The 17,931-nt window shown below is 58.4% G+C and carries 17 protein-coding genes, 1 tRNA gene and 1 pseudogene; 8 read left to right on the forward strand and 11 right to left on the reverse strand.

The features are described 5' to 3' along the window. Positions 1–12: 12 nt before the first annotated feature. Genes ACZ25R_RS18335 through ACZ25R_RS18350 form a run of 4 tightly spaced genes read right to left on the reverse strand, consistent with a single transcriptional unit; the run spans position 13 to position 3,710 of the window. Positions 13–984, reverse strand: a complete 972-nt coding sequence (locus ACZ25R_RS18335) for an amino acid ABC transporter permease (protein ID WP_472461799.1) — start codon at positions 982–984, stop codon at positions 13–15. Then, on the reverse strand, positions 981–1,877 hold the full coding sequence (locus tag ACZ25R_RS18340) for an ABC transporter substrate-binding protein (RefSeq protein WP_472461800.1): 897 nt from the start codon (positions 1,875–1,877) through the stop codon (positions 981–983). The genes ACZ25R_RS18335 and ACZ25R_RS18340 overlap by 4 nt, the downstream gene beginning before the upstream one ends. Positions 1,878–1,917: 40 nt before the next feature. After that, positions 1,918–2,718, reverse strand: a complete 801-nt coding sequence (locus tag ACZ25R_RS18345; RefSeq protein ID WP_472461801.1) for a deaminated glutathione amidase — start codon at positions 2,716–2,718, stop codon at positions 1,918–1,920. After that, the gene (locus tag ACZ25R_RS18350; protein ID WP_472461802.1) at positions 2,715–3,710 is read right to left on the reverse strand and encodes a substrate-binding domain-containing protein; all 996 of its coding nucleotides are present in this window, start codon (positions 3,708–3,710) and stop codon (positions 2,715–2,717) included. Before ACZ25R_RS18350 ends, ACZ25R_RS18345 begins: the two co-directional genes overlap by 4 nt. Positions 3,711–3,814: 104 nt before the next feature. On the opposite strand from ACZ25R_RS18350, the gene ACZ25R_RS18355 reads away from it, so the two are divergent. Together ACZ25R_RS18355 and ACZ25R_RS18360 are read left to right on the forward strand one after the other, a co-directional pair. Next, positions 3,815–5,155, forward strand: coding sequence for an aminotransferase-like domain-containing protein (locus ACZ25R_RS18355; protein WP_472461803.1), 1,341 nt, complete (start codon positions 3,815–3,817; stop codon positions 5,153–5,155). 141 nt (positions 5,156–5,296) lie between these two features. Further along, a complete protein-coding gene (locus ACZ25R_RS18360) occupies positions 5,297–6,259 on the forward strand; it encodes an NAD(P)H-dependent flavin oxidoreductase (RefSeq protein WP_472461804.1) in 963 nt (320 codons plus the stop codon). Here ACZ25R_RS18360 and ACZ25R_RS18365 read toward each other — a convergent pair. After that, a complete protein-coding gene (locus tag ACZ25R_RS18365) occupies positions 6,256–6,774 on the reverse strand; it encodes a GNAT family N-acetyltransferase (protein WP_472461805.1) in 519 nt (172 codons plus the stop codon). The two genes, ACZ25R_RS18360 and ACZ25R_RS18365, sit on opposite strands and share 4 nt — an antisense overlap. Positions 6,775–6,803: 29 nt before the next feature. Between ACZ25R_RS18365 and ACZ25R_RS18370 the strand changes: the two genes are divergently transcribed. Beyond that, positions 6,804–7,373 carry a helix-turn-helix domain-containing protein gene (locus tag ACZ25R_RS18370; protein WP_472461806.1) on the forward strand — a complete coding sequence of 190 codons (570 nt, stop codon included), beginning with the start codon at positions 6,804–6,806 and terminating at the stop codon, positions 7,371–7,373. Here the strand turns inward: ACZ25R_RS18370 and ACZ25R_RS18375 are convergent. The 3 genes from ACZ25R_RS18375 to ACZ25R_RS18385 all read right to left on the reverse strand — a co-directional run bounded on the left by ACZ25R_RS18375 (position 7,370) and on the right by ACZ25R_RS18385 (position 11,104). Continuing rightward, positions 7,370–8,170, reverse strand: a complete 801-nt coding sequence (locus ACZ25R_RS18375) for an FAD binding domain-containing protein (protein WP_472461807.1) — start codon at positions 8,168–8,170, stop codon at positions 7,370–7,372. The genes ACZ25R_RS18370 and ACZ25R_RS18375 overlap by 4 nt on opposite strands. Before the next feature lie 11 nt (positions 8,171–8,181). Further along, entirely contained in the window at positions 8,182–10,527 is a 2,346-nt protein-coding gene (locus ACZ25R_RS18380; protein WP_472461808.1) for a xanthine dehydrogenase family protein molybdopterin-binding subunit, read from the reverse strand. Between the two features lie 88 nt (positions 10,528–10,615). After that, positions 10,616–11,104, reverse strand: coding sequence for a (2Fe-2S)-binding protein (locus ACZ25R_RS18385; RefSeq protein WP_105736548.1), 489 nt, complete (start codon positions 11,102–11,104; stop codon positions 10,616–10,618). Positions 11,105–11,382: 278 nt separating this feature from the next. Here ACZ25R_RS18385 and ACZ25R_RS18390 point away from each other — a divergent pair. From ACZ25R_RS18390 to ACZ25R_RS18405, 4 genes are all read left to right on the forward strand, one after another. Continuing rightward, a tRNA-Thr gene (locus ACZ25R_RS18390) sits at positions 11,383–11,458 on the forward strand. 276 nt (positions 11,459–11,734) lie between these two features. After that, positions 11,735–12,718 (forward strand): DUF2971 domain-containing protein, encoded by a 984-nt coding sequence (locus ACZ25R_RS18395; RefSeq protein WP_472461809.1) that lies wholly within the window; start codon positions 11,735–11,737, stop codon positions 12,716–12,718. Positions 12,719–12,747: 29 nt separating this feature from the next. Further along, complete coding sequence (locus ACZ25R_RS18400) at positions 12,748–13,635, forward strand: hypothetical protein (RefSeq protein WP_472461810.1); 888 nt, start codon at positions 12,748–12,750, stop codon at positions 13,633–13,635. Between the two features lie 377 nt (positions 13,636–14,012). Further along, the gene (locus tag ACZ25R_RS18405) at positions 14,013–14,336 is read left to right on the forward strand and encodes a hypothetical protein (RefSeq protein WP_472462551.1); all 324 of its coding nucleotides are present in this window, start codon (positions 14,013–14,015) and stop codon (positions 14,334–14,336) included. 125 nt (positions 14,337–14,461) lie between these two features. Here ACZ25R_RS18405 and ACZ25R_RS18410 read toward each other — a convergent pair. Further along, positions 14,462–14,617: pseudogene (locus ACZ25R_RS18410) on the reverse strand (VapE domain-containing protein); the annotation flags it as partial. 102 nt (positions 14,618–14,719) lie between these two features. Next, positions 14,720–15,373, reverse strand: a complete 654-nt coding sequence (locus ACZ25R_RS18415; RefSeq protein ID WP_472461811.1) for a Crp/Fnr family transcriptional regulator — start codon at positions 15,371–15,373, stop codon at positions 14,720–14,722. Between the two features lie 351 nt (positions 15,374–15,724). On the opposite strand from ACZ25R_RS18415, the gene ACZ25R_RS18420 reads away from it, so the two are divergent. After that, a complete protein-coding gene (locus ACZ25R_RS18420) occupies positions 15,725–16,945 on the forward strand; it encodes a hypothetical protein (protein WP_472461812.1) in 1,221 nt (406 codons plus the stop codon). Between the two features lie 184 nt (positions 16,946–17,129). On the opposite strand, the gene ACZ25R_RS18425 is transcribed toward ACZ25R_RS18420, so the two are convergent. Next, positions 17,130–17,927: a hypothetical protein gene (locus ACZ25R_RS18425; protein ID WP_472461813.1), complete on the reverse strand. Its 798-nt coding sequence runs from the start codon at positions 17,925–17,927 to the stop codon at positions 17,130–17,132. Positions 17,928–17,931 lie beyond the last annotated feature (4 nt).

Genomic DNA, 17,931 nt, shown 5'->3' on the forward strand with positions numbered 1-17,931 from the left:
AAAACTGCGCGGTCATTTGCTTGCCTCCTGCGCCAGGGCTGGCACTGCGGCGCTCAACGCGGCAGCGGCAACCTTGTCCTGCTTCCTGGCCGTTGAAGAACCCCGCTCGCCGCGACCGTAGTAGCGCTCGATGAAGCCCTGTCCGACGTTGAGGATCGAGGTGATGAACAGATACCAGATGACGGCGACCATCAGCATCGGGATGACCTCGAAGGTCCGGTTATAGACCGCCTGTACCGAATAGAGCAGATCGGCCATGGCGATGACGCTGACGAGTGACGTCGCCTTGATCATGCTGATCAGCTGATTGCCGGTCGGCGGCACGATGGATCGCATGGCCTGGGGAATGATGATGCGCCTGAGGGCGCGGGTGCGCGTCATGCCGAAAGCTTCGGTGGTTTCGATCTGCCCCTTGTCGACCGACAGAAGACCGCCGCGAATGATTTCGGCCATATAGGCAGCCTCGTTCAGCGCAAGGCCGGCAATGGCCGCCGTCATCGGCGTGATCAAATCATTGGTATTCCAGCTCGCCAGCGTCGGGCCGAAGGGAATGGCAATGGAAATTTCCGGAAAAAGCGTCGAGAGGTTGTACCAGAAGATCAGCTGAACCAGCAGCGGCGTCCCGCGGAAAAACCAGATGTAAAGACCCGCCAGGGAACTTGCCAGCCGGTCGTTCGACAGGCGGGCAATGGCAAGAACCAGCCCGATGACCACGCCGATGGCCATGGCAACAACGGTCAGGCCAAGCGTGACATAAAGGCCGCGCAGCACGGTGGCTTCGGTGAACCATTGAAACACGATCGGCCAGCCGAAATTTTGATTGTTGGCGACGATCCAGAGGAAGTTCGCGGCAATGAGAAGCGTGATGCCCCACAGGAGCCAGCGATCCGTGCGAAAGGGCTTATGCGCATTCGCCACATCGCGAAGCGCAGCCTCCGCATCGCCCTTTACGGGCGATGCCAATGTTTGCGTGTTTCCGGTCATTTTGCAGCTTTGCCCGCGAGATTGATCCCGGGCTCCTTCAACATGTTCTTCTCAAGGCCCCACTTCTTCAGAATGGCGGCGTAGGTGCCATTGTCCATGAGGGTCTTGATGCTTTCCAGGAGGACGCCACCGAGCGGCGAACCTTTGGCGACCACGGCGCCCTGGAAAATATCGTCGAACCCGTTTTTCAGGCCGGTGCCCGTCAGCTCAAGCTGGCCATTGGCCTGCTCGACGAAATAGATCAGCGGCGCCTGCGAGGAGAAGAAAGCGTCGGACCGCTTTGAGCGAACCGCCAGGATGGAAGTGGGCTGGTCGGTGAAGGACTGGACCTCGATGGCCGCCTTGCCATCCTTGGCGCATTTCTCCGCCTGTTCCTTGATGACCTTTTCCGCCGAACCGCCAGCCATGACGGCAATGCGGCTGCCGCAGGTGTTGTCGAGCGAGGTGATGCCCTTGGGATTGCCCTTCTGCACGGCAAACACCACGAACTCCTGCACATAGTCGACAAAATCATTGGCGCCCTGGCGCGAGGGATAATCGCCCACGGGGCCCATGGCGAACTGATAGCGGCCGGAATTGATGCCGCTCAAGAGCGCCGGAAGGCCGCTGACCGTTGCGTGCTTGATCTCGACACCCCACAACTCGCCGACAGCCTTGGTCAGATCGGCGCTGGCGCCCTGCATTTCAGTGTTGCCGGTGACGATTTCATAGGGCGGGAAGGAGCCGTTGTTGACCGAGGTGATGCTTCCGGCCTTGCGGATTTCCTCGGGCAGCTTGGCCCGCAATGCCTCGTTGACCGTCTGCTTGGCGATGGCCACCTCCGCAGCCATTGCGGGTGCAGCGACGAGCGTTGCCGCAAACAGCGCGGTAAAGGTCAGGTGTTTGAGTTTCATTATTATTCCCCTTTTTATATCTTTTGAAAACCTATTGCGTTCAGGCAGTCGTATCGGCCAGTTCGGGCCGGGCAAAACGGCGGTTGGCGAGAACCGGCAGGACCGCACGCGCATGACTGATGCGCTTGGGATCGATGTCGGCGAAGATCAGTGCGGGGCCTTCCCCTGCCCGCACGACGGCCACGCCGAGCGGGTCCACCACCATGCTGGCACCGATATTGCGCTCGCCGCACTCACCCACGGCAACGATGTAGCAGGTGTTTTCCAGCGCCCGCGCCGTCACCAGCACCTCCCAATGCGCCTCCTTGCCGGGGCCCTTGACCCATGCGGCGGGAAGGATGAGCACATCCGCGCCGTCCACCGCATGGCGGCGCGCCAGTTCCGGAAAGCGCAGGTCGTAACAGGTCATGAGGCCAAGCTTGAGCCCTGCAATTTCGATAAGACCGGGAATCTCACCACCCGGCTGCACATTGGTGGATTCCTTGGCGGCAAAAGCGTCATAAAGATGAAGCTTCAGATATTGCGCGACGATTTCGCCGCCGCGGATGGTCACCAGATTGTTGAAGACGCGCTGACCGCCGGTCGGAACGTGCACGCACATCATCACGGTCATGTCGCTGTTGCGGCTTTCGGCCAGCAATTGTGTCATGAACGGGCCATCCAGCGGCTGCGCCGTCTTCAGCACGATATCCGGATCGATGATGTCACGGGCAAGGATGCCTTCCGGCAGAACCAGGAGATCGGCACCGCCCGCATGCGCATCGCGCATCAGCTTCGTGCAGATGTCGGCATTTTCCTGCCAGACCTTGCTGACGGCAAATTGACCCAGCGCGACCTTCATGCCGGCACTCCCGTGCGGCTGGTGGAGCCGGAAGTCTGGCCGCTATGGTGCGGGAAAAGGTCGGCGGGCGAGAGCAGCATCGGTGTCAATCCTTGCAGGTGCAGTTGTTCGGCAAAATCGGCGACCATCCGTTCGTTGACGGCAAACCCGCTGTCGTTCCAGTGGGCCGGCAAATCCCGGGCGACGTGGCCAAGCTCATCAATGATCCACGGCGTGGTATCGGCATATTTGCGCCGCTTCTCCAGCCAGACCCGCTGGGATTCATCCAGCAGGTTGCTGAGCTCTTCCGGCAGCCAGGGATGCTCGGCGACAAAGGACGTTTTCAGACCCAGAAGATGCATGCCCGGAACGTAGCCAACCTCGTGGAAATAGGCGAGTTCCTCCGCCCGGAAATCCGTCAGCACATGGCGGAATTTGGAAGCGGGGCCAAAAAAGCCTTCCGGCATGAATGGGGTGAACACGGCGTCAAGCTCGCCGGTTTCCAGCAGCTGCATCATCGGCCGCTCGCCCGGCACCGCTTCGATGCGGCCGGGGCGGCCAAAACCGTCGAGCCTGTCGGTGATGGGATGGGCCTCGGTCAGGCGGCCGGCATACCAGAATGCATCCTCGATACCGACGCCGGCATGGGAAAGCGCCGCGCGGGTCCAGGTATTGCCGGAATCGCGCCAGCCGGTCACGCCGATCTTCTTGCCCGCCAGATGTTCTAGCCGGGTCACCGGGCTGTTCCTGGCCGTGATGATGCAGCGATGGCGAAAGCCGCGCATGACAAAGTTGGGAACGCCGAGGACATCGGTTTCGCCATTGGCACGCGCCGAGGCATAACGGCTGAAGGACATTTCAGCGGCATCGTGATGCGGATCGGCGGCGACATTGCCGATCAGCGTGCCGACGCGATCAACTTTGACATCCAGTCTCTCGGAGGTAACGTCACCCAACGCCAGCGGCGTATAATAATCCCAATCGCGAACAGCCAATCGAACAGTGATACGCAAGACATTTCCTCGTTGCAATTTCGGTTTTCGTGCGGGAAGCTAAATGTTCATTATTGACTGATCAAATACTATTACGTTACTGAACATTTAAAAGAGGGACAGACATGAGCGAATTGGCCTCAGTTCAGTGGTTTGCAGAGAAGTTGCGTGACCGGACGATGCGCGGCATCGCCATCGAGACCAGCGCACTGATCCGCGCCGGCGCCATTCCCGTCGGCACCAAACTGCCGGCCATCCGCGATCTCGCCTACACCCTCGGCATCAGTCCGGCGACAGTTTCCGAGGCCTGGAGCGAGTTGCGGCGGCAGAAGATCATCACCGGGCGCGGGCGCAACGGCACATGGGTCAGCGGCGACCGCATTGCACCGAAACCCCTGCGGCTGGCGAGTTCAGGCGATTACGGCGATGGTGTGCTCAACCTTGCCATCGCATCGCCTGACGTCGACGTGCTTCCGCCTCTGGAAGAAGCCTTGAAACATGGCGCGACAGCGGAAGCGCTGAACAGTTACCAGCGCGTCCCGATACTGCCTGAATTGCAGGCGGCAGTGGAGCCGAACTGGCCCTGCAGGCCGGAGGCGTTTCTTGCGACCAATGGCGGCTATAACGCCGTCTACGCCCTTCTGCATGCGCTCGTCATGCCGGGATCGTTTGTGGCGATCGAGGAGCCGACAGCCCTCAGGCTTCTCGACATCCTCGAGGATCTCGGCGCGCACATCCTGCCGGTGGCGTGCGATGAGAACGGCCCGCTGCCGGATGCTTTGATGGAGGCCCTCAAACGCAAGCCGGCTGCTTTCCTTTTTCAGCCACGCACCCACGCAGTGACCGGACGGGGTGTCAGCCGGGAACGGCTTGCCGCGCTGGGCGATGCCCTTGCCGACAGCGACGCGCTCATCATCGAGGATGATGGTGTCGGCGATATCTCGTCCCTGCCTCCGATCAGCCTCGGGGACCGGTTTCCGGACCGGGTCATTCATATCGTTTCCTATTCGAAATCCCTCGGCCCCGACCTGCGGCTGGCAGTCCTGTCGAGTTCGACGCGCATCGTCGAACAGATCCAGTCCTACCGCAGCTTCAGTGCAGGCTGGACCAGCCGGGTGCTGCAATCAGCCGTGGCTTTCCTGATCAACGACGCGGCAACACAGCTGAGCTTACAGAGGGCAAGAGGTATCTATCGGGAGAGGCGCGAGGGGTTGATGCAGGCACTGCGCGAGCGCGGTGTTCATCTTTCCGGCGGCGAAGGGTTCAGCCTCTGGGTTCCCGTGGCTTCGGAACAATTTGCCCTTGTGACCCTCGCGGCGCGTGGAATCGCGGTGGGCATCGGCCGCAAGTATGTCGTGAACCCGTCACCGCATATCCGCGTGGCCACCAGCATCTTGCGGGACAGGGAAGACGAGGTGGCCGATGCGATCGCCCTTGCGGTGAGGCACCCGGATCATCTTTACTGAGGTCAACGCATCGCCCGCGCTCACACGCCTTTGATCGGGCGCAGGCTACCGCGCCAACCTTTCGCTTGATCACGGCACGCGGTCTGATAAAAAGAGTTACGTTTACGGAAACGTCAAAATTTATTCCATGGGAGGAAACACATGGCATTGCCCGAAATCCTGACGAAAAAGCTGCGCATTCCCGTTGTCGGCGCGCCGCTGTTCATCATTTCGCATCCGGCCCTCGTGCTGGCGCAATGCAAGGCCGGCGTTGTCGGCTCCTTCCCCGCCCTGAACGCACGGCCCGAGGCCCAGCTCGACGAATGGCTGGCCGAGATCACCGAAGGCCTGCGCGACCACGACGCTAAAAACCCGGACCGCCCGGCAGCACCGTTTGCGGTCAACCAGATCGTCCACCGCTCCAACAAGCGGCTCGAGCATGACCTTTCCATGTGCGTGAAATACAAGGTGCCGATCGTTATCTCCTCTCTCGGCGCCGTACCGGAAGTCAACGCTGCCATCCATTCCTATGGCGGGATCGTGCTGCACGACATCATCAACAACCGCCACGCCAACTCAGCCATCCGCAAGGGTGCGGACGGGCTGATCGCGGTTGCCGCCGGTGCAGGCGGGCACGCCGGACCATTGTCACCCTTCGCGCTCATCCAGGAAATCCGCGAATGGTTTGACGGGCCGCTGCTGCTGTCCGGCGCCATCGCCACGGGCAAGGCCGTCCTGGCGGCACAGGCCATGGGTGCGGACCTTGCCTATATCGGCTCGCCTTTCATTGCGACCAAGGAAGCGCGGGCAGTCGACGCCTACAAGCAGATGATCGTTGATTCCGTCTCGTCCGACATTGTCTATTCCAACTACTTTACCGGCATTCACGGCAACTATCTCAAGCCGTCCATCACCAAGTCTGGCATGGATCCCGATCACCTGCCGGAAGCCGATCCATCCAAGATGGATTTCGAAGCGGCAACGACCGGCGCCAAGGCCTGGAAAGACATCTGGGGTTGCGGCCAGGGCATCGGCGCGATCAAGGAAGTAACCGGCGCCGCAGAATATGTCGGGCGGCTGGAACGCGAATACCACGAGGCGAAGGCAAAACTCTGCGCCGCCTAACGCGGCGGAGCATTATCCAGAACGATCTGCATGAATGTCAGATCAAGCCATTTGCCGAATTTGGTTCCGACTTCCGGCAGATGGCCCACCGCCTGAAAGCCCAGTTTTTCGTGCAGGCGGATGGACGCCGCGTTGCCGGACTCGATACCGGCCACCATGACGTGCTTGCCAAGCTCGCGGGCTTTGCCGATCAGCGCCAGCATCAATGCCTTGCCGATCCCGCCGCCCCGCGCCGCCTTGTGCACATAGACGGAATGCTCGACCGTGTGACGATAGCCATCGAAAGCACGCCAGTCGCCGAAGGAGGCATAGCCGGTGACACCGCCGGCATCATCGACGCTGACCAGCACCGGAAATCCCTTTGACTGCCGCTCGCCGACCCAGGCCTTGCGGTTGGCCAGATCGACCTGCGTTTCGTTCCAGATCGCCGTGGTGTTCAGCACGGCATCGTTGTAAATCTCGAGAATGGCTGGAAGATCCGCCTCACTGGCCGCACGCACGATCACGACTTGCATCCTTTTCAATCGTCTATTATAGTTTCATTATGTCTCATAAAATAGACGATGTCGATGCAAAAATCGGTGCCCGCATCCGGATCGAGCGGGAGGCACGCGGCTGGTCGCTGACGGAACTCGCGGAGAAATCCGGCGTATCACGCGCCATGATCAACAAGGTGGAGCGCGGCCAGAGCAGCCCGACGGCCATGCTGATGGCGCGATTTTCAGGCGCTTTCGGCCTGAGCATGTCGACGCTGATGGCGCGGGCGGAAATGCAGGAAGGACAGCTGCTGCGCCACAAGGACCAGCCCCTGTGGACCGATCCCGACACCGGCTATATCCGCCGCCATGTCTCGCCTGCCTCCGACCTGCCCATGGATGTGGTGCATGTCGAGCTGCCGGCAAAGGCGCGGGTGGCACTCCCCGCGTCCGCCTACACCTTCCAGCGGCAATTGATCTGGATTTTAAGCGGCGTGCTGAGCTTTGCCGAGGGTGAAACGTTTCACCGGCTCGAAGAGGGCGATTGTCTCGAACTCGGCGCCCCCCATGACTGCGTCTTCGCCAATGAGAGCGCTGAGCCCTGCCGCTATGCGGTGATCGTACTGCGACAGGCCTAACCCGCGATCTCCGCCACGGCACGCTTGGCCATGACCTTCACCAGATTGGCGCGGTAGTCGGCCGAGGCATGCATATCGGACATCAGGCCATCGGCGGAAACCACAACGCCATCCAGCGCAGCAGCACTGAAACTCTTTGCCAGAGCCGCCTCCAGCGCTCGCGCCCGGAACACGCCATTCTCGCCAGCCCCGGTCACCGCAACCCGCACCTCATGGCCAGCCTTGGCAACGAACACGCCGGCCATGGCATAGAGCGAGGCGGGATTCGGGAACTTCTTATAGGCCGCCCTGTCGGGCGCGGTGAATTCGACGGCCGTGACAATCTCGTCCGGCTCCAGCGCCGTTTCGAACAGCCCGGCAAAGAAATCCGCAGCGGCAAGCGAGCGCGCGCTGGTGATGACGGTTGCGTTGAGGGCAAGCAGCGCCGCGGGATAGTCGGCCGCCGGATCGTTGTTGGCGACCGAGCCGCCGATGGTGCCCATGTTGCGCACCTGCGGATCGCCGATATGTGCCGCAAGATGCGTGATCGCCGGGCAGAGCCTTGCCAGCTCGGCATGGGTCGCGACGTCATAATGCGTGGTCGCCGCGCCGATACGCACGGTTTTGCCCGTGATGGTGATGCCTTTCAAGCCGGGAATATGGCGCAGGTCGATCAGATGGCTCGGTGACGCCAGCCGCTGCTTCATGGTCGGGATGAGGGTCATGCCGCCGGACAGGAATTTGCCGTCCTCTGCTGCGCCCATCTGCCTTGCGGCGTCCTCGACCGAAGTGGCCCGATGATACTGGGTTTCATACATGGCACATCTCCCTATTTCGCCGCCTGAATGGCAGCCCAGACCTTTTGCGGGGTCGCGGGCATGCTCAGGCTGTTGTTGCGGATGGCATCGGTGATGGCATTCATCACGGCAGGCGGCGAACCGATGGCGCCAGCCTCGCCGCAGCCCTTGATCCCCAGCGGGTTGGACGGGCACGGGGTTTCCGTCGTCATGATGTTGAACGACGGCAGGTCCTGCGCACGCGGCATGGTGTAGTCCATGTAGCTCGCCGTCAGCAGCTGGCCGCTTTCATCGTAATGCGTGCCTTCCAGCAGCGCCTGGCCGATGCCCTGCGCCAAGCCGCCATGCACCTGCCCTTCGACGATCATCGGATTGATGATCTTGCCGAAATCGTCGGCAGCAACGAACTGCACGATCCTGGTCGTGCCAGTTTCCGGATCGATCTCCACCTCGCAGATGTAGCAGCCGGCCGGAAAGGTAAAATTGCTCGGGTCGTAGAACGCCGTTTCCTTCAGCCCCGGCTCCATGCCGGAGGGCAGGTTGTGCGCGGTGTAGGAGGCGAGCGCCACCTGGAACCACGGCAGCGACTTGTCCGTCCCCGCCACCCGCACATTGCCGTCCTTGATCTCGATATCCGCCTCGTCGGCCTCGAGCAGGTGTGCGGCGATCTTCTTGGCCTTGGCCTCGACCTTGTCCATGGCCTTGACGACCGCGGACATGCCGACCGCACCGGAGCGCGAGCCATAGGTGCCCATGCCCATCTGCACCTTGTCCGTGTCGCCGTGGACGATGGAAATGCTGTCGAGCGGTACGCCGAAACGCTCCGCCGCCAGCTGGGCGAACGTGGTTTCGTGCCCCTGCCCGTGCGAATGCGAGCCGGTGAGGATTTCGATGGTGCCGACGGCATTGACCCGCACCTCGGCGCTTTCCCACAGGCCGACACCGGCGCCCAGCGCCCCGACCGCCGCCGACGGCGCGATGCCGCAGGCCTCGATGTAGCAGCTCATGCCGATGCCGCGCAGCTTGCCGCGGCCGGCGGCTTCCGCGCGGCGCTTTTCAAAACCGGCATAGTCCGCCGCCTTCATGCTGGCGTCGAGCGTCGCGTCGAAATCCCCCGCATCATAGGCCATGATAACTGGCGTCTGGTGCGGGAAGGCGCGGATGAAATTGCGTCGCCGCAATTCCGCCGGCGATATCTTCAGCTCGCGCGCCGCCGTCTCCATGATGCGTTCCAGCACATAGGAAGCCTCCGGCCGCCCGGCGCCGCGATAGGCATCGACCGGCGCCGTGTTGGTGTAGACCGTCTTCACATTGGCGTGGATCGCCGGAATGTCATACTGGCCGGACAGAAGCGTCGCGTAGAGATAGGTCGGCACGGAGCTCGAAAACAGCGACATGTAGGCGCCGAGATTGGCGATGGTTTCCACCTTCAGGCCGAGAATTTTGTAATCCTTGTCAAAGGCGATCTGCGCATGGGTGGCGTGGTCGCGCCCGTGCGCATCGCACAGGAAGCTTTCCGTGCGGTCCGCCACCCACTTGACCGGAACGCCCGTCTTCTTCGATGCCCACAGGCAGACGATCTCCTCCGGATAGATGAAAATCTTCGAGCCGAATCCGCCGCCGACATCCGGCGCGATCACCCGCAGCTTGTTCTCCGGCGCGACATTGTAGAACGCGCTCATCACCAGCCGCGCCACATGCGGGTTCTGCGAGGTGGTCCAGCAGGTGTAGTGATCCTCCGCCGCATCGTACTGGCCGAGCGCCGCGCGCGGCTCCATGGCATTGGGCACGAGGCGGTTGTTGTCGATATCGAGCGTCGTCACATGCGCCGCGCGGGCAAAGGCGTCAGCCGTCGCCTTTTCATCGCCGATATCCCAGTCGAAAATCAGGTTGCCCGGCGCTTCCGGGTGCACTTGCGGCGCGCCCGGCTTCAGCGCCTCGACGGCACTGACGACGACGGGCAGCTCCTCATAGGCGATTTCCACCGCCTCGGCGGCATCGCGCGCCTCGCCCTTCGTATCGGCGACGACGATCGCCACCGCATCGCCGACATAGCGTACCGTATCGGTGGCGAGCGGCGACCAGGCGCCCATCTTCATCGGCGTGCCATCCTTCGACTGGATCATCCAGCCGCAGATGAGATTGCCGATGCCGTCGGCCTTCAATTCCTTGCCGGTGAGCACCCCGATGACGCCAGGCATCTTGAGTGCCGCGCCCGTGCTGATCCCGGTGATTTTCGCGTGGGCATGCGGGCTGCGCACGAAGACCGCGTGCTTCATCCCCGGCACGACCATATCGTCGGTATAGCGGCCCTTGCCGGTGAGGAACCGCCTGTCCTCCTTGCGCAGAACGCGTGATCCAATGCCTTCGACACCCATGACACTACCTCCCTGTCGCAGGCGCCTCGCCAAAATGTCTCAATTGTCTGTTTGGCCGGAAGCGGACTGCACGACGTGAATTGATTTTTCAGGCGGCCTTGACGGCGCCCTTGCCCATTTTTTCCGATGCATCGAGCACGGCCTGAACAATGTTGTGGTAGCCGGTACAGCGGCAGATATTGCCTTCCAGCTCCGCGCGCACCGTCGCCTCGTCGAGCCCTTCCGGGTGACGGCGGATCATATCCACCGACGACATGATCATCCCCGGCGTACAGAAACCGCATTGCAGGCCGTGATGCTCGCGGAAGGCCGCCTGCACCGGATGCAACTCGCCATTGAGGGCAATGCCCTCGATGGTTGTCACCTCGGCGCCGGACGCCTGCACCGCCAGCATGGTGCAGGATTTGACGGCCCGCCCGTCCACATGCACGACGCAGGCGCCGCATTGCGAGGTGTCACACCCCACATGGGTTCCCGTCAGTCCCAGATTTTCACGCAGGAAATGCACAAGCAGCGTGCGGTCTTCGGCTTCGCCCTTGACGGCGCGCCCATTGACCACCAGTTCGACTTTGGCCATCGGTTCCTCCCAGAACGCCTTGGTCACCGCCCCTCCCTGGGCCGCATGACCACAACCGAAAGTTTAACCTGTCCTGCACGCTTGTCTATCGGCAAAATGGAAATATTCCAATCTGGCTGTACTGTGCGGGACAGAGCTGGTGCGTATAGGGATTTTCGCGGTTTCCGCCAAAAGCCGGCATGACGAGGCTTGCAATCCGCATGCAATAACGCTATCAGGCGCGTCATCCCTCCGGCACATTCCGATGGCCGGTCCAGGGATCGGGAAGTCCCTTCCCTGCCGCTTTAGCTCAGTTGGTAGAGCACATCATTCGTAATGATGGGGTCCTCGGTTCGATTCCGGGAAGCGGCACCATTTTCTCACGATATATTCTATCTTACTTTCCTCCGTGGAATTGCCTGCGCCATCAAACATGCTTGATGATCCGTTAGTGATAAACCTTTAGATTGTTCTGCGCTCCAACGGTTGCGTTGGTCGAGTTCCGTCCCGAATCTGTTGCTACTCCACCTCAACATTCTGAAATATTTGAGGATAATGTCTTTTATTTATCTAATATTATTTGTCGAATATCTATAATATAAAATATAGTTTTAATTTATAATTTTATTTAACAAGCAAATGATTCGAGGCATGGCGATGCAACAAGACATCTTCAAGTTACGTGATATATTCGCGCCACATGAGGCCCGCCGTAGAGATGAGTTGTTCAAGCATAACCGACGACTTATTCACTATACTTCGGCCGCTGCAGCTATCTCCATAATCCGAAATGGCGTTGTTTGGATGCGAAATGTACGCTGCATGAATGATTTCATGGAAGTTGAACACGGCTTTCAATTAATGCAGCGGTCTTTCGAGCCGCCAATAGATTCTGAAACGGAAAAAGGGTTACGGGCCGTTACAGCTGCGCTGGATTCGATATTTCCGAACATTTCACAGGAAGGCATAGACTGGTTTGACGGATGGCTTTTTGATCTGCGCAACAAGACTTACATTACCTGCTTGTCAGAACACGACAAATTTGAAGAGAAGTTTGGTCGGCTGTCTATGTGGCGATCATATACTGCCAATCAAGTCGGAGTAGGCCTAGTTATCAATCCTTTACCTTTTTACAGTTTGAGCGAGACCTTCGGCGCCTTCAGCAGTCCAGTATATTATTTTGGAGATACAGAACTTCGAGATACGTTTTTTGAAATTGCAGCCAATATCAAAGCGAACAAAGAATTCCTCGAGGCTAAAGAACGATCAGAAATTCATAGTTATTTTTGCATGCTGCTTCGCGCTACCGCAATGTGCACGAAACATCCCGGCTTCATTGAGGAAAAAGAATGGCGAATAATGCACACTCAGGGATTGGATGACCCGGGTGCTCTTTTACAGGAGGTTGAGTGCATTAATGGTATCCCTCAACCAGTCTATAAGATACCGCTTAAAGATCACGAAGAGAGCGGGATGACTGGAATTTCCATACCCGACTTGCTTGAACACGTAATTATTGGACCCACCCAATTCCCCGTACCCGTTTGGGATGCAATGGTTATCGAATTGAATAAAGCTGGGGTAGCCGATGCTGAAAAGAAGGTGTCCTATTCGGGTATCCCATTGCGCACCTGATAAACATCGTTGATAGAAGGCGTTGATTTATGAGCGGGCATATTAAAAGTGCGCTCCATCATTGGTGGCCAAAGAGCCTCTCAAATTTCTGGGTAGGCGATGATGATTGCGTCACGCGAATTACACCGCAAGGCAAAGAGCTCAGATCACCACCTGCTCAATTTGGAGGTATAACAAACGGACATACGGTCAGGATCGGAGACCCTTGGGATTTTTCTTTTGAATCTCAATTCGATGATATCGATTCACGAATTCCCAACTTGACCACTGACCTGCTGAGCTTTGAAGCAAAAACGTCAGATGCTTTAACACAGATTAACGAAAGGCTTACTGCACATGTAGTTGAGAAAGATTTCGTTGACCAGATAGGCTTAACACTTGCTTCTCTGATCACTCGCAGCCCACGAAATCGCAACACAATGGCGGTAACGACGGAATATTATCAAAAGAGAATGGGTTTTTCTGATCTAAAGGCTGATAAAAACCTTATAAACATGAATATTTCCAACAAATTAAAAGTCATCGGACGCAATTTCAATGGTGGAAAGTATATTGTGGCATACACCGATGAACAAGAGTTCGTTTTCGGAGACGGATTTTACACAAACATGGCCCATGAATCATCCGTAGGGCATCGCAAAACTGTTGTTCCAATAACTCCACTGATGGCAGTAATATATACCCGACCATCACATTATTTCACCACACCAAACTTCATTACTATTAGACTCGCAAAGCAGGAAGTTTTATTGTTCAACGAACTTATTCAAATTTATTCTAGAGATCAGTTATTCTATCGCAGCCAAAAGCCTATTCTGAGTGATGCATTTAGAAGGCAAGAGTTTCTCCAATATCAATACCACAACGTTCCTTGGTTGGACACGCTAATCAAGAAACTGCACACTTTTAGAGGATAGACGTCATGTCTGTGCCGGTCAAAGCCTTATGTGGTGTGCCAATAAGTTAAAGCTTCATCATCGCCTATCCAATCCTGATTAACATCTCAGATACTCATCCTCATTTCGTCCCCCTTTCACCTCCCCGCATTTCCCACTATGATTCCCGGTGAGACCAGTCGAAACGGATCGGTCTTGGGGCTTCATAACCCCTCCAACAGCGGTCGGTGTCGACCGCAAAGGCACCTCCTCAGCCCTATGGCCGGGGAGGCCTCGGCGCATGTCCAGAGCTTCGGCTTAAAGGCCGTGGCGGTCGTCTGTTGGCGGCTTATGAACTCCCCGGTCACCAGAGGATAAACCTCGGGTGGCCACTTTCCTCGCGAGACAAGGGAGTGCACATGAACGATTACAATTTCTGGTCAGACCTGCTCGATACGTTCCAATCCTCGCCGGACTGGATCAAGGCGCTGTGGCTGCTGATCCCGCCCGGTTTTCTGCTTGGTCTTGTGGCGCTGATGCTGCGCTTCAGGATCGCCGCCAGACAGATGGATCAAAGCGCTGTGGGTGAGCTGATTTATTCGATCCACCGCGATGCGGGCCAGCTGCGTGTCGTCAGCCATATCCCCATTACCAACGGCAACCCGGCATTGCTCCTGCTTGACCCGCCTGCCAGCAGCGAAGCCGGATCGCAAGAACCAAGCCACCTCGCCCCGCCCGCATAGGCGCCGTCAGAGCACGCAAGGCGGGCAATGCCGGTATTAGCGGCCAAGCAGGCAAGCCCTTGGCTTGTAACCTGTAACTGTAACCTTGGCCTCAAAAGAAATACGGGGGGAGTGGCAACAGCCTCCGCCCAAAGCTGATGGGCATCGCGGCTGAAGCGTTCAATGTCGACAGTCTTCACCCGCACCGCCCAGAACTGGCGATTGCCCGTGAGGTCGCGCAGATAGGTCGTCTGCGAGGCTTGTCGCCGGTCGGGGCACTGATACCTTTGTCGCGTTTTCACGAGCGCGGCGTCGGACTAATGACAAGACCGGTCGAGTATTGCATGCGGGCGGCTACTGCCAAACTCGACGCTTCGCCACGGCACTCCGGCCGCTGGAACATGTCAGTCCACCACATCCTGTTCTGCATGCCGCCGCAAAGCCAAGGGATTGGTGACGGTTATGGACCGATAACCCGTCTCAATCCAACCCGCCTCGATGAAACGTTGGATGGCGCTGTTGACCTGTTTGCGAGAGGTGTTTGTCAAGATACCAAGATTTTCCTGGGAAACGGAAATCGGAACATCCGTCGCCCATGACATGCGATGCAGGACTGACGCGATCCTGGAGCTGACGCTCTTTTTCTGCAGATCATGCACGATCCTGAGAAGCTTATCGGCCGCCAAGATGGAAATGACGCCGAAAGCGCGAATGTTGCCAGGATCAGAGGCGGCCATCTGCTCCATCGTCTCAAGCGGCACATGCATCACCCAGGTCTCACTCCGCGCGAATAGCTCTATCCGTCTCGGCTTCCCGGTCATGAAGCTGTCTTCGCCGGTCCATCCGCCGGGTACGGCGATGTGGATCAGGCGCGGCGTTGAGTCGAGAGGCGCGGTATCCACGGTCACAGTCCCTGAGACGAGACCATAGATGCCGCCGGCCGGGTCGCCCGGGCGGAATATGACCTGGCCTGCGTCAAATTTCTGAAGCAGCGCATTTTGCAGCAGGCGCACCCGGAAGGGTTCGGGCATTTGAGCCAGCCAGCCCGCCTCGCACATGATGCGTTCCGCATTCGCCCGTGACATACGCGCCATTTTCTTCCCCCCGATTGTGCGGTTTGACACAATGTCCCGTTCAAAAGCCTTGTATCAACTTTGTGACAAGAGAAAAGAGGCCGCGACCATCGGGGGGCAAGGCGGCTGGCATCGAAACCGAAGCGAGTGTTTTGCGGGCGGCGACGGCTTGTGGCTGCTCGCGTCCTGATGCCGCCCATCCCCCCTTGAATTGTTCGGCCGCGCCTGCGTAACCGCCTTGCGATCGCATGCGCAGGACTGCCATGGGATCGACAACCATCCGTGATCGCAGCATGGCGTTGTCGAGGGTCGCTATGTCAACAGATGGATTGCGAAATGAACGATACATCCAACCAGAGTTCAGCGAATACAGAAAATCCGCCCCTGAGTGGCGAGCCTGGTCTCGGGGAATTTCTTGTCTCCCACGGTGGGCCGTTCTTCGAACTTCAACGGCAACTGAAATTGCTTCGCCACAATGCGCTTTGCGTCGGGCCCCGAGCCGCCCTGTTTGTGGCCCTGGCCTGGGGCGTTCCGTTTCTGCTTGGCTTACCGCGCAATTTCTCTTTGGAGCACAGCCAGGGAGCCTATCTGGCCGATCTCGGAGTATGGGCAAAGTTCTTTATCGGGATCGGTGCCTTTGTTCTGGCCGAACGACAGGTAGAAGCTGGCCTGAAGGCCAGGCTGTCCCATCTTGCGCGCGCACCCATCATAGCCCCGACATTCATCCCGACCGCCGCCGGCATCGCAGCCTCCACGCTTCGCGAGCGCGATTCCCGCATGGCTGAATTTGCCTGCCTGGTCCTGGCGCTTTTCGCCTCGATCCTCTCCTATCTCAACCTCCACGCGACACAAGAATCATCGTGGGCGGTTGAACATCTCGCCGCCGGCAATCGCGTCACGCTTGCCGGCTGGTGGTCGATCTGTGTCAGCCTTCCACTGTTCGTCTTTCTTCTTGCGCGGGGCGGATGGAGGCACTTCTTGTGGGCACGCATGCTGCGCAAACTTGCAAAGCTTGATCTTCGACTGGTTGCAACCCATCCCGACGGCAAGGGCGGATTGGCGTTTCTGGGACGGTATCCGAATGCCTACGCCATTTTTGTCTTTGGATTGAGCTGCGGCATTGCGTCAGTCGTCGCCAAAAGCCTCGCCCACGAAGATCCCTCCATAACAACACTCAGCATGGTCATGAGCGGTTGGCTGGCGATCGTCATCGGCTTCTTCGCCTACCCGCTATCTGCCTTCACCCCTCCTCTTCTTCGATTGAAGGAGGAAAGTCTTTCGTTGCTGGGCGCTCAGGCAACGCAATTTTGTCGATCTGCGGAGCGGAAGACCCTTGGCCGGAACGTGTTTTCCGATGCCGTGTCTGAGCCTGATACGGAGCTTTCGGACCCAAGCAAGCTCTATGACGCGACACGCAAGCTTTCAACGATCCTCGTTGACAGAAGCGCCGTCGTGCCCGTTGCGGCCGCGGCGCTCATTCCGTTCGCAGTAGTGGGCGCGACGAAACTACCCTTCAAGGAGGTGCTATCACTCGTGAAGAAATTGCTCCTTCTTTGATGCACAGGGCCGATCAACAGCAACGGTAAACACGGCAACCGGCATAGGCTCCAACGCGAGGGCCTCAATCAGGAGGTGAAAGCGCAGGAGCACCCGTCCTTTGAGCCCAACATCAATCGTTGAGCGGTGAAAGTCACACTACCTTGCGTAGGAGAACGCCGATCTCACATCCGTTCGCCAAGGGCTAGAAATGGAACACCATCCCCAATATCGGTCCCTTTTGAACCACGTCGTAGACGAAGCCATCCCGACTGTAGTCGACACCAAGCGCGCGATAGCCTGCGACCGCCGACAGGTTGTCCCTGAATTGGTATCCGAGTGTTCCGGCCAGGTCCCAATCGAGCTTTGCCTGTCCGGCACCCACGACGCCCCAGCCGCTGAAATACAGATTGTCTGTGAGGAAATATTTCCCCCTTATGCCTGCGACGGCATCAACCCATGCGGCGCTGTCGCGCCCGCTGTGTCCGTCGAACAATCCGCCATTAAAGGAGATTTCCGTGCTCGCATACCAGACGCGTCCTCCGGCCACTGCGTCAAGACGGTTTTTTCCATCTTCAAGCAGACTGTAACCTCCACCGAAAAAGCCGGAAAATGTTTGAGATGTAACGTCGACACTTTTGCTGAAGACGCCAAGAGGGGTCTGACCACCTGTCGATATCTTTGTATAAATGATATCGCTGAACAGACTGTAGCGGTCATAATGCCCTTCAATGATACCCATGAACGAGAAGTCAAGGTCATTGAAAAGGCTGCCGAAGTCGGATTGCATTCTTGCAGGAGGCAGCCCAAATTGACCCGCAGTGCCGCTGATACCGGCGGCCCAGAAATAAGGACTTGCGCTAAAACGCCATCCGTCCGGTTTGATCTCCCGCCTGTCAAATTCAGGCACGGCGGGCGTCAACGGAATATCCGCGGCGACAGCCACAGACTGGCTGCCAATCAACGCAGCCAGTGAAAGCGCGAGTAGTCTATGGTGATGCATTGGT

The sequence above is a fragment of the Phyllobacterium sp. RCAM01083 genome, assembly GCF_055685835.1.

Bases quoted from the DNA above. Each gene is read 5' to 3' on its own strand.
- ACZ25R_RS18335 (WP_472461799.1), bottom strand. From the start codon at position 984: ATGACCGGAAACACGCAAACATTGGCATCGCCCGTAAAGGGCGATGCG.
- ACZ25R_RS18340 (WP_472461800.1), bottom strand. From the start codon at position 1,877: ATGAAACTCAAACACCTGACCTTTACCGCGCTGTTTGCGGCAACGCTC.
- ACZ25R_RS18345 (WP_472461801.1), bottom strand. From the start codon at position 2,718: ATGAAGGTCGCGCTGGGTCAATTTGCCGTCAGCAAGGTCTGGCAGGAA.
- ACZ25R_RS18355 (WP_472461803.1), top strand. From the start codon at position 3,815: ATGAGCGAATTGGCCTCAGTTCAGTGGTTTGCAGAGAAGTTGCGTGAC.
- ACZ25R_RS18360 (WP_472461804.1), top strand. From the start codon at position 5,297: ATGGCATTGCCCGAAATCCTGACGAAAAAGCTGCGCATTCCCGTTGTC.
- ACZ25R_RS18365 (WP_472461805.1), bottom strand. From the start codon at position 6,774: ATGCAAGTCGTGATCGTGCGTGCGGCCAGTGAGGCGGATCTTCCAGCC.
- ACZ25R_RS18370 (WP_472461806.1), top strand. From the start codon at position 6,804: ATGTCTCATAAAATAGACGATGTCGATGCAAAAATCGGTGCCCGCATC.
- ACZ25R_RS18375 (WP_472461807.1), bottom strand. From the start codon at position 8,170: ATGTATGAAACCCAGTATCATCGGGCCACTTCGGTCGAGGACGCCGCA.
- ACZ25R_RS18380 (WP_472461808.1), bottom strand. From the start codon at position 10,527: ATGGGTGTCGAAGGCATTGGATCACGCGTTCTGCGCAAGGAGGACAGG.
- ACZ25R_RS18385 (WP_105736548.1), bottom strand. From the start codon at position 11,104: ATGGCCAAAGTCGAACTGGTGGTCAATGGGCGCGCCGTCAAGGGCGAA.
- ACZ25R_RS18395 (WP_472461809.1), top strand. From the start codon at position 11,735: ATGGCGATGCAACAAGACATCTTCAAGTTACGTGATATATTCGCGCCA.
- ACZ25R_RS18400 (WP_472461810.1), top strand. From the start codon at position 12,748: ATGAGCGGGCATATTAAAAGTGCGCTCCATCATTGGTGGCCAAAGAGC.
- ACZ25R_RS18405 (WP_472462551.1), top strand. From the start codon at position 14,013: ATGAACGATTACAATTTCTGGTCAGACCTGCTCGATACGTTCCAATCC.
- ACZ25R_RS18415 (WP_472461811.1), bottom strand. From the start codon at position 15,373: ATGTGCGAGGCGGGCTGGCTGGCTCAAATGCCCGAACCCTTCCGGGTG.
- ACZ25R_RS18420 (WP_472461812.1), top strand. From the start codon at position 15,725: ATGAACGATACATCCAACCAGAGTTCAGCGAATACAGAAAATCCGCCC.
- ACZ25R_RS18425 (WP_472461813.1), bottom strand. From the start codon at position 17,927: ATGCATCACCATAGACTACTCGCGCTTTCACTGGCTGCGTTGATTGGC.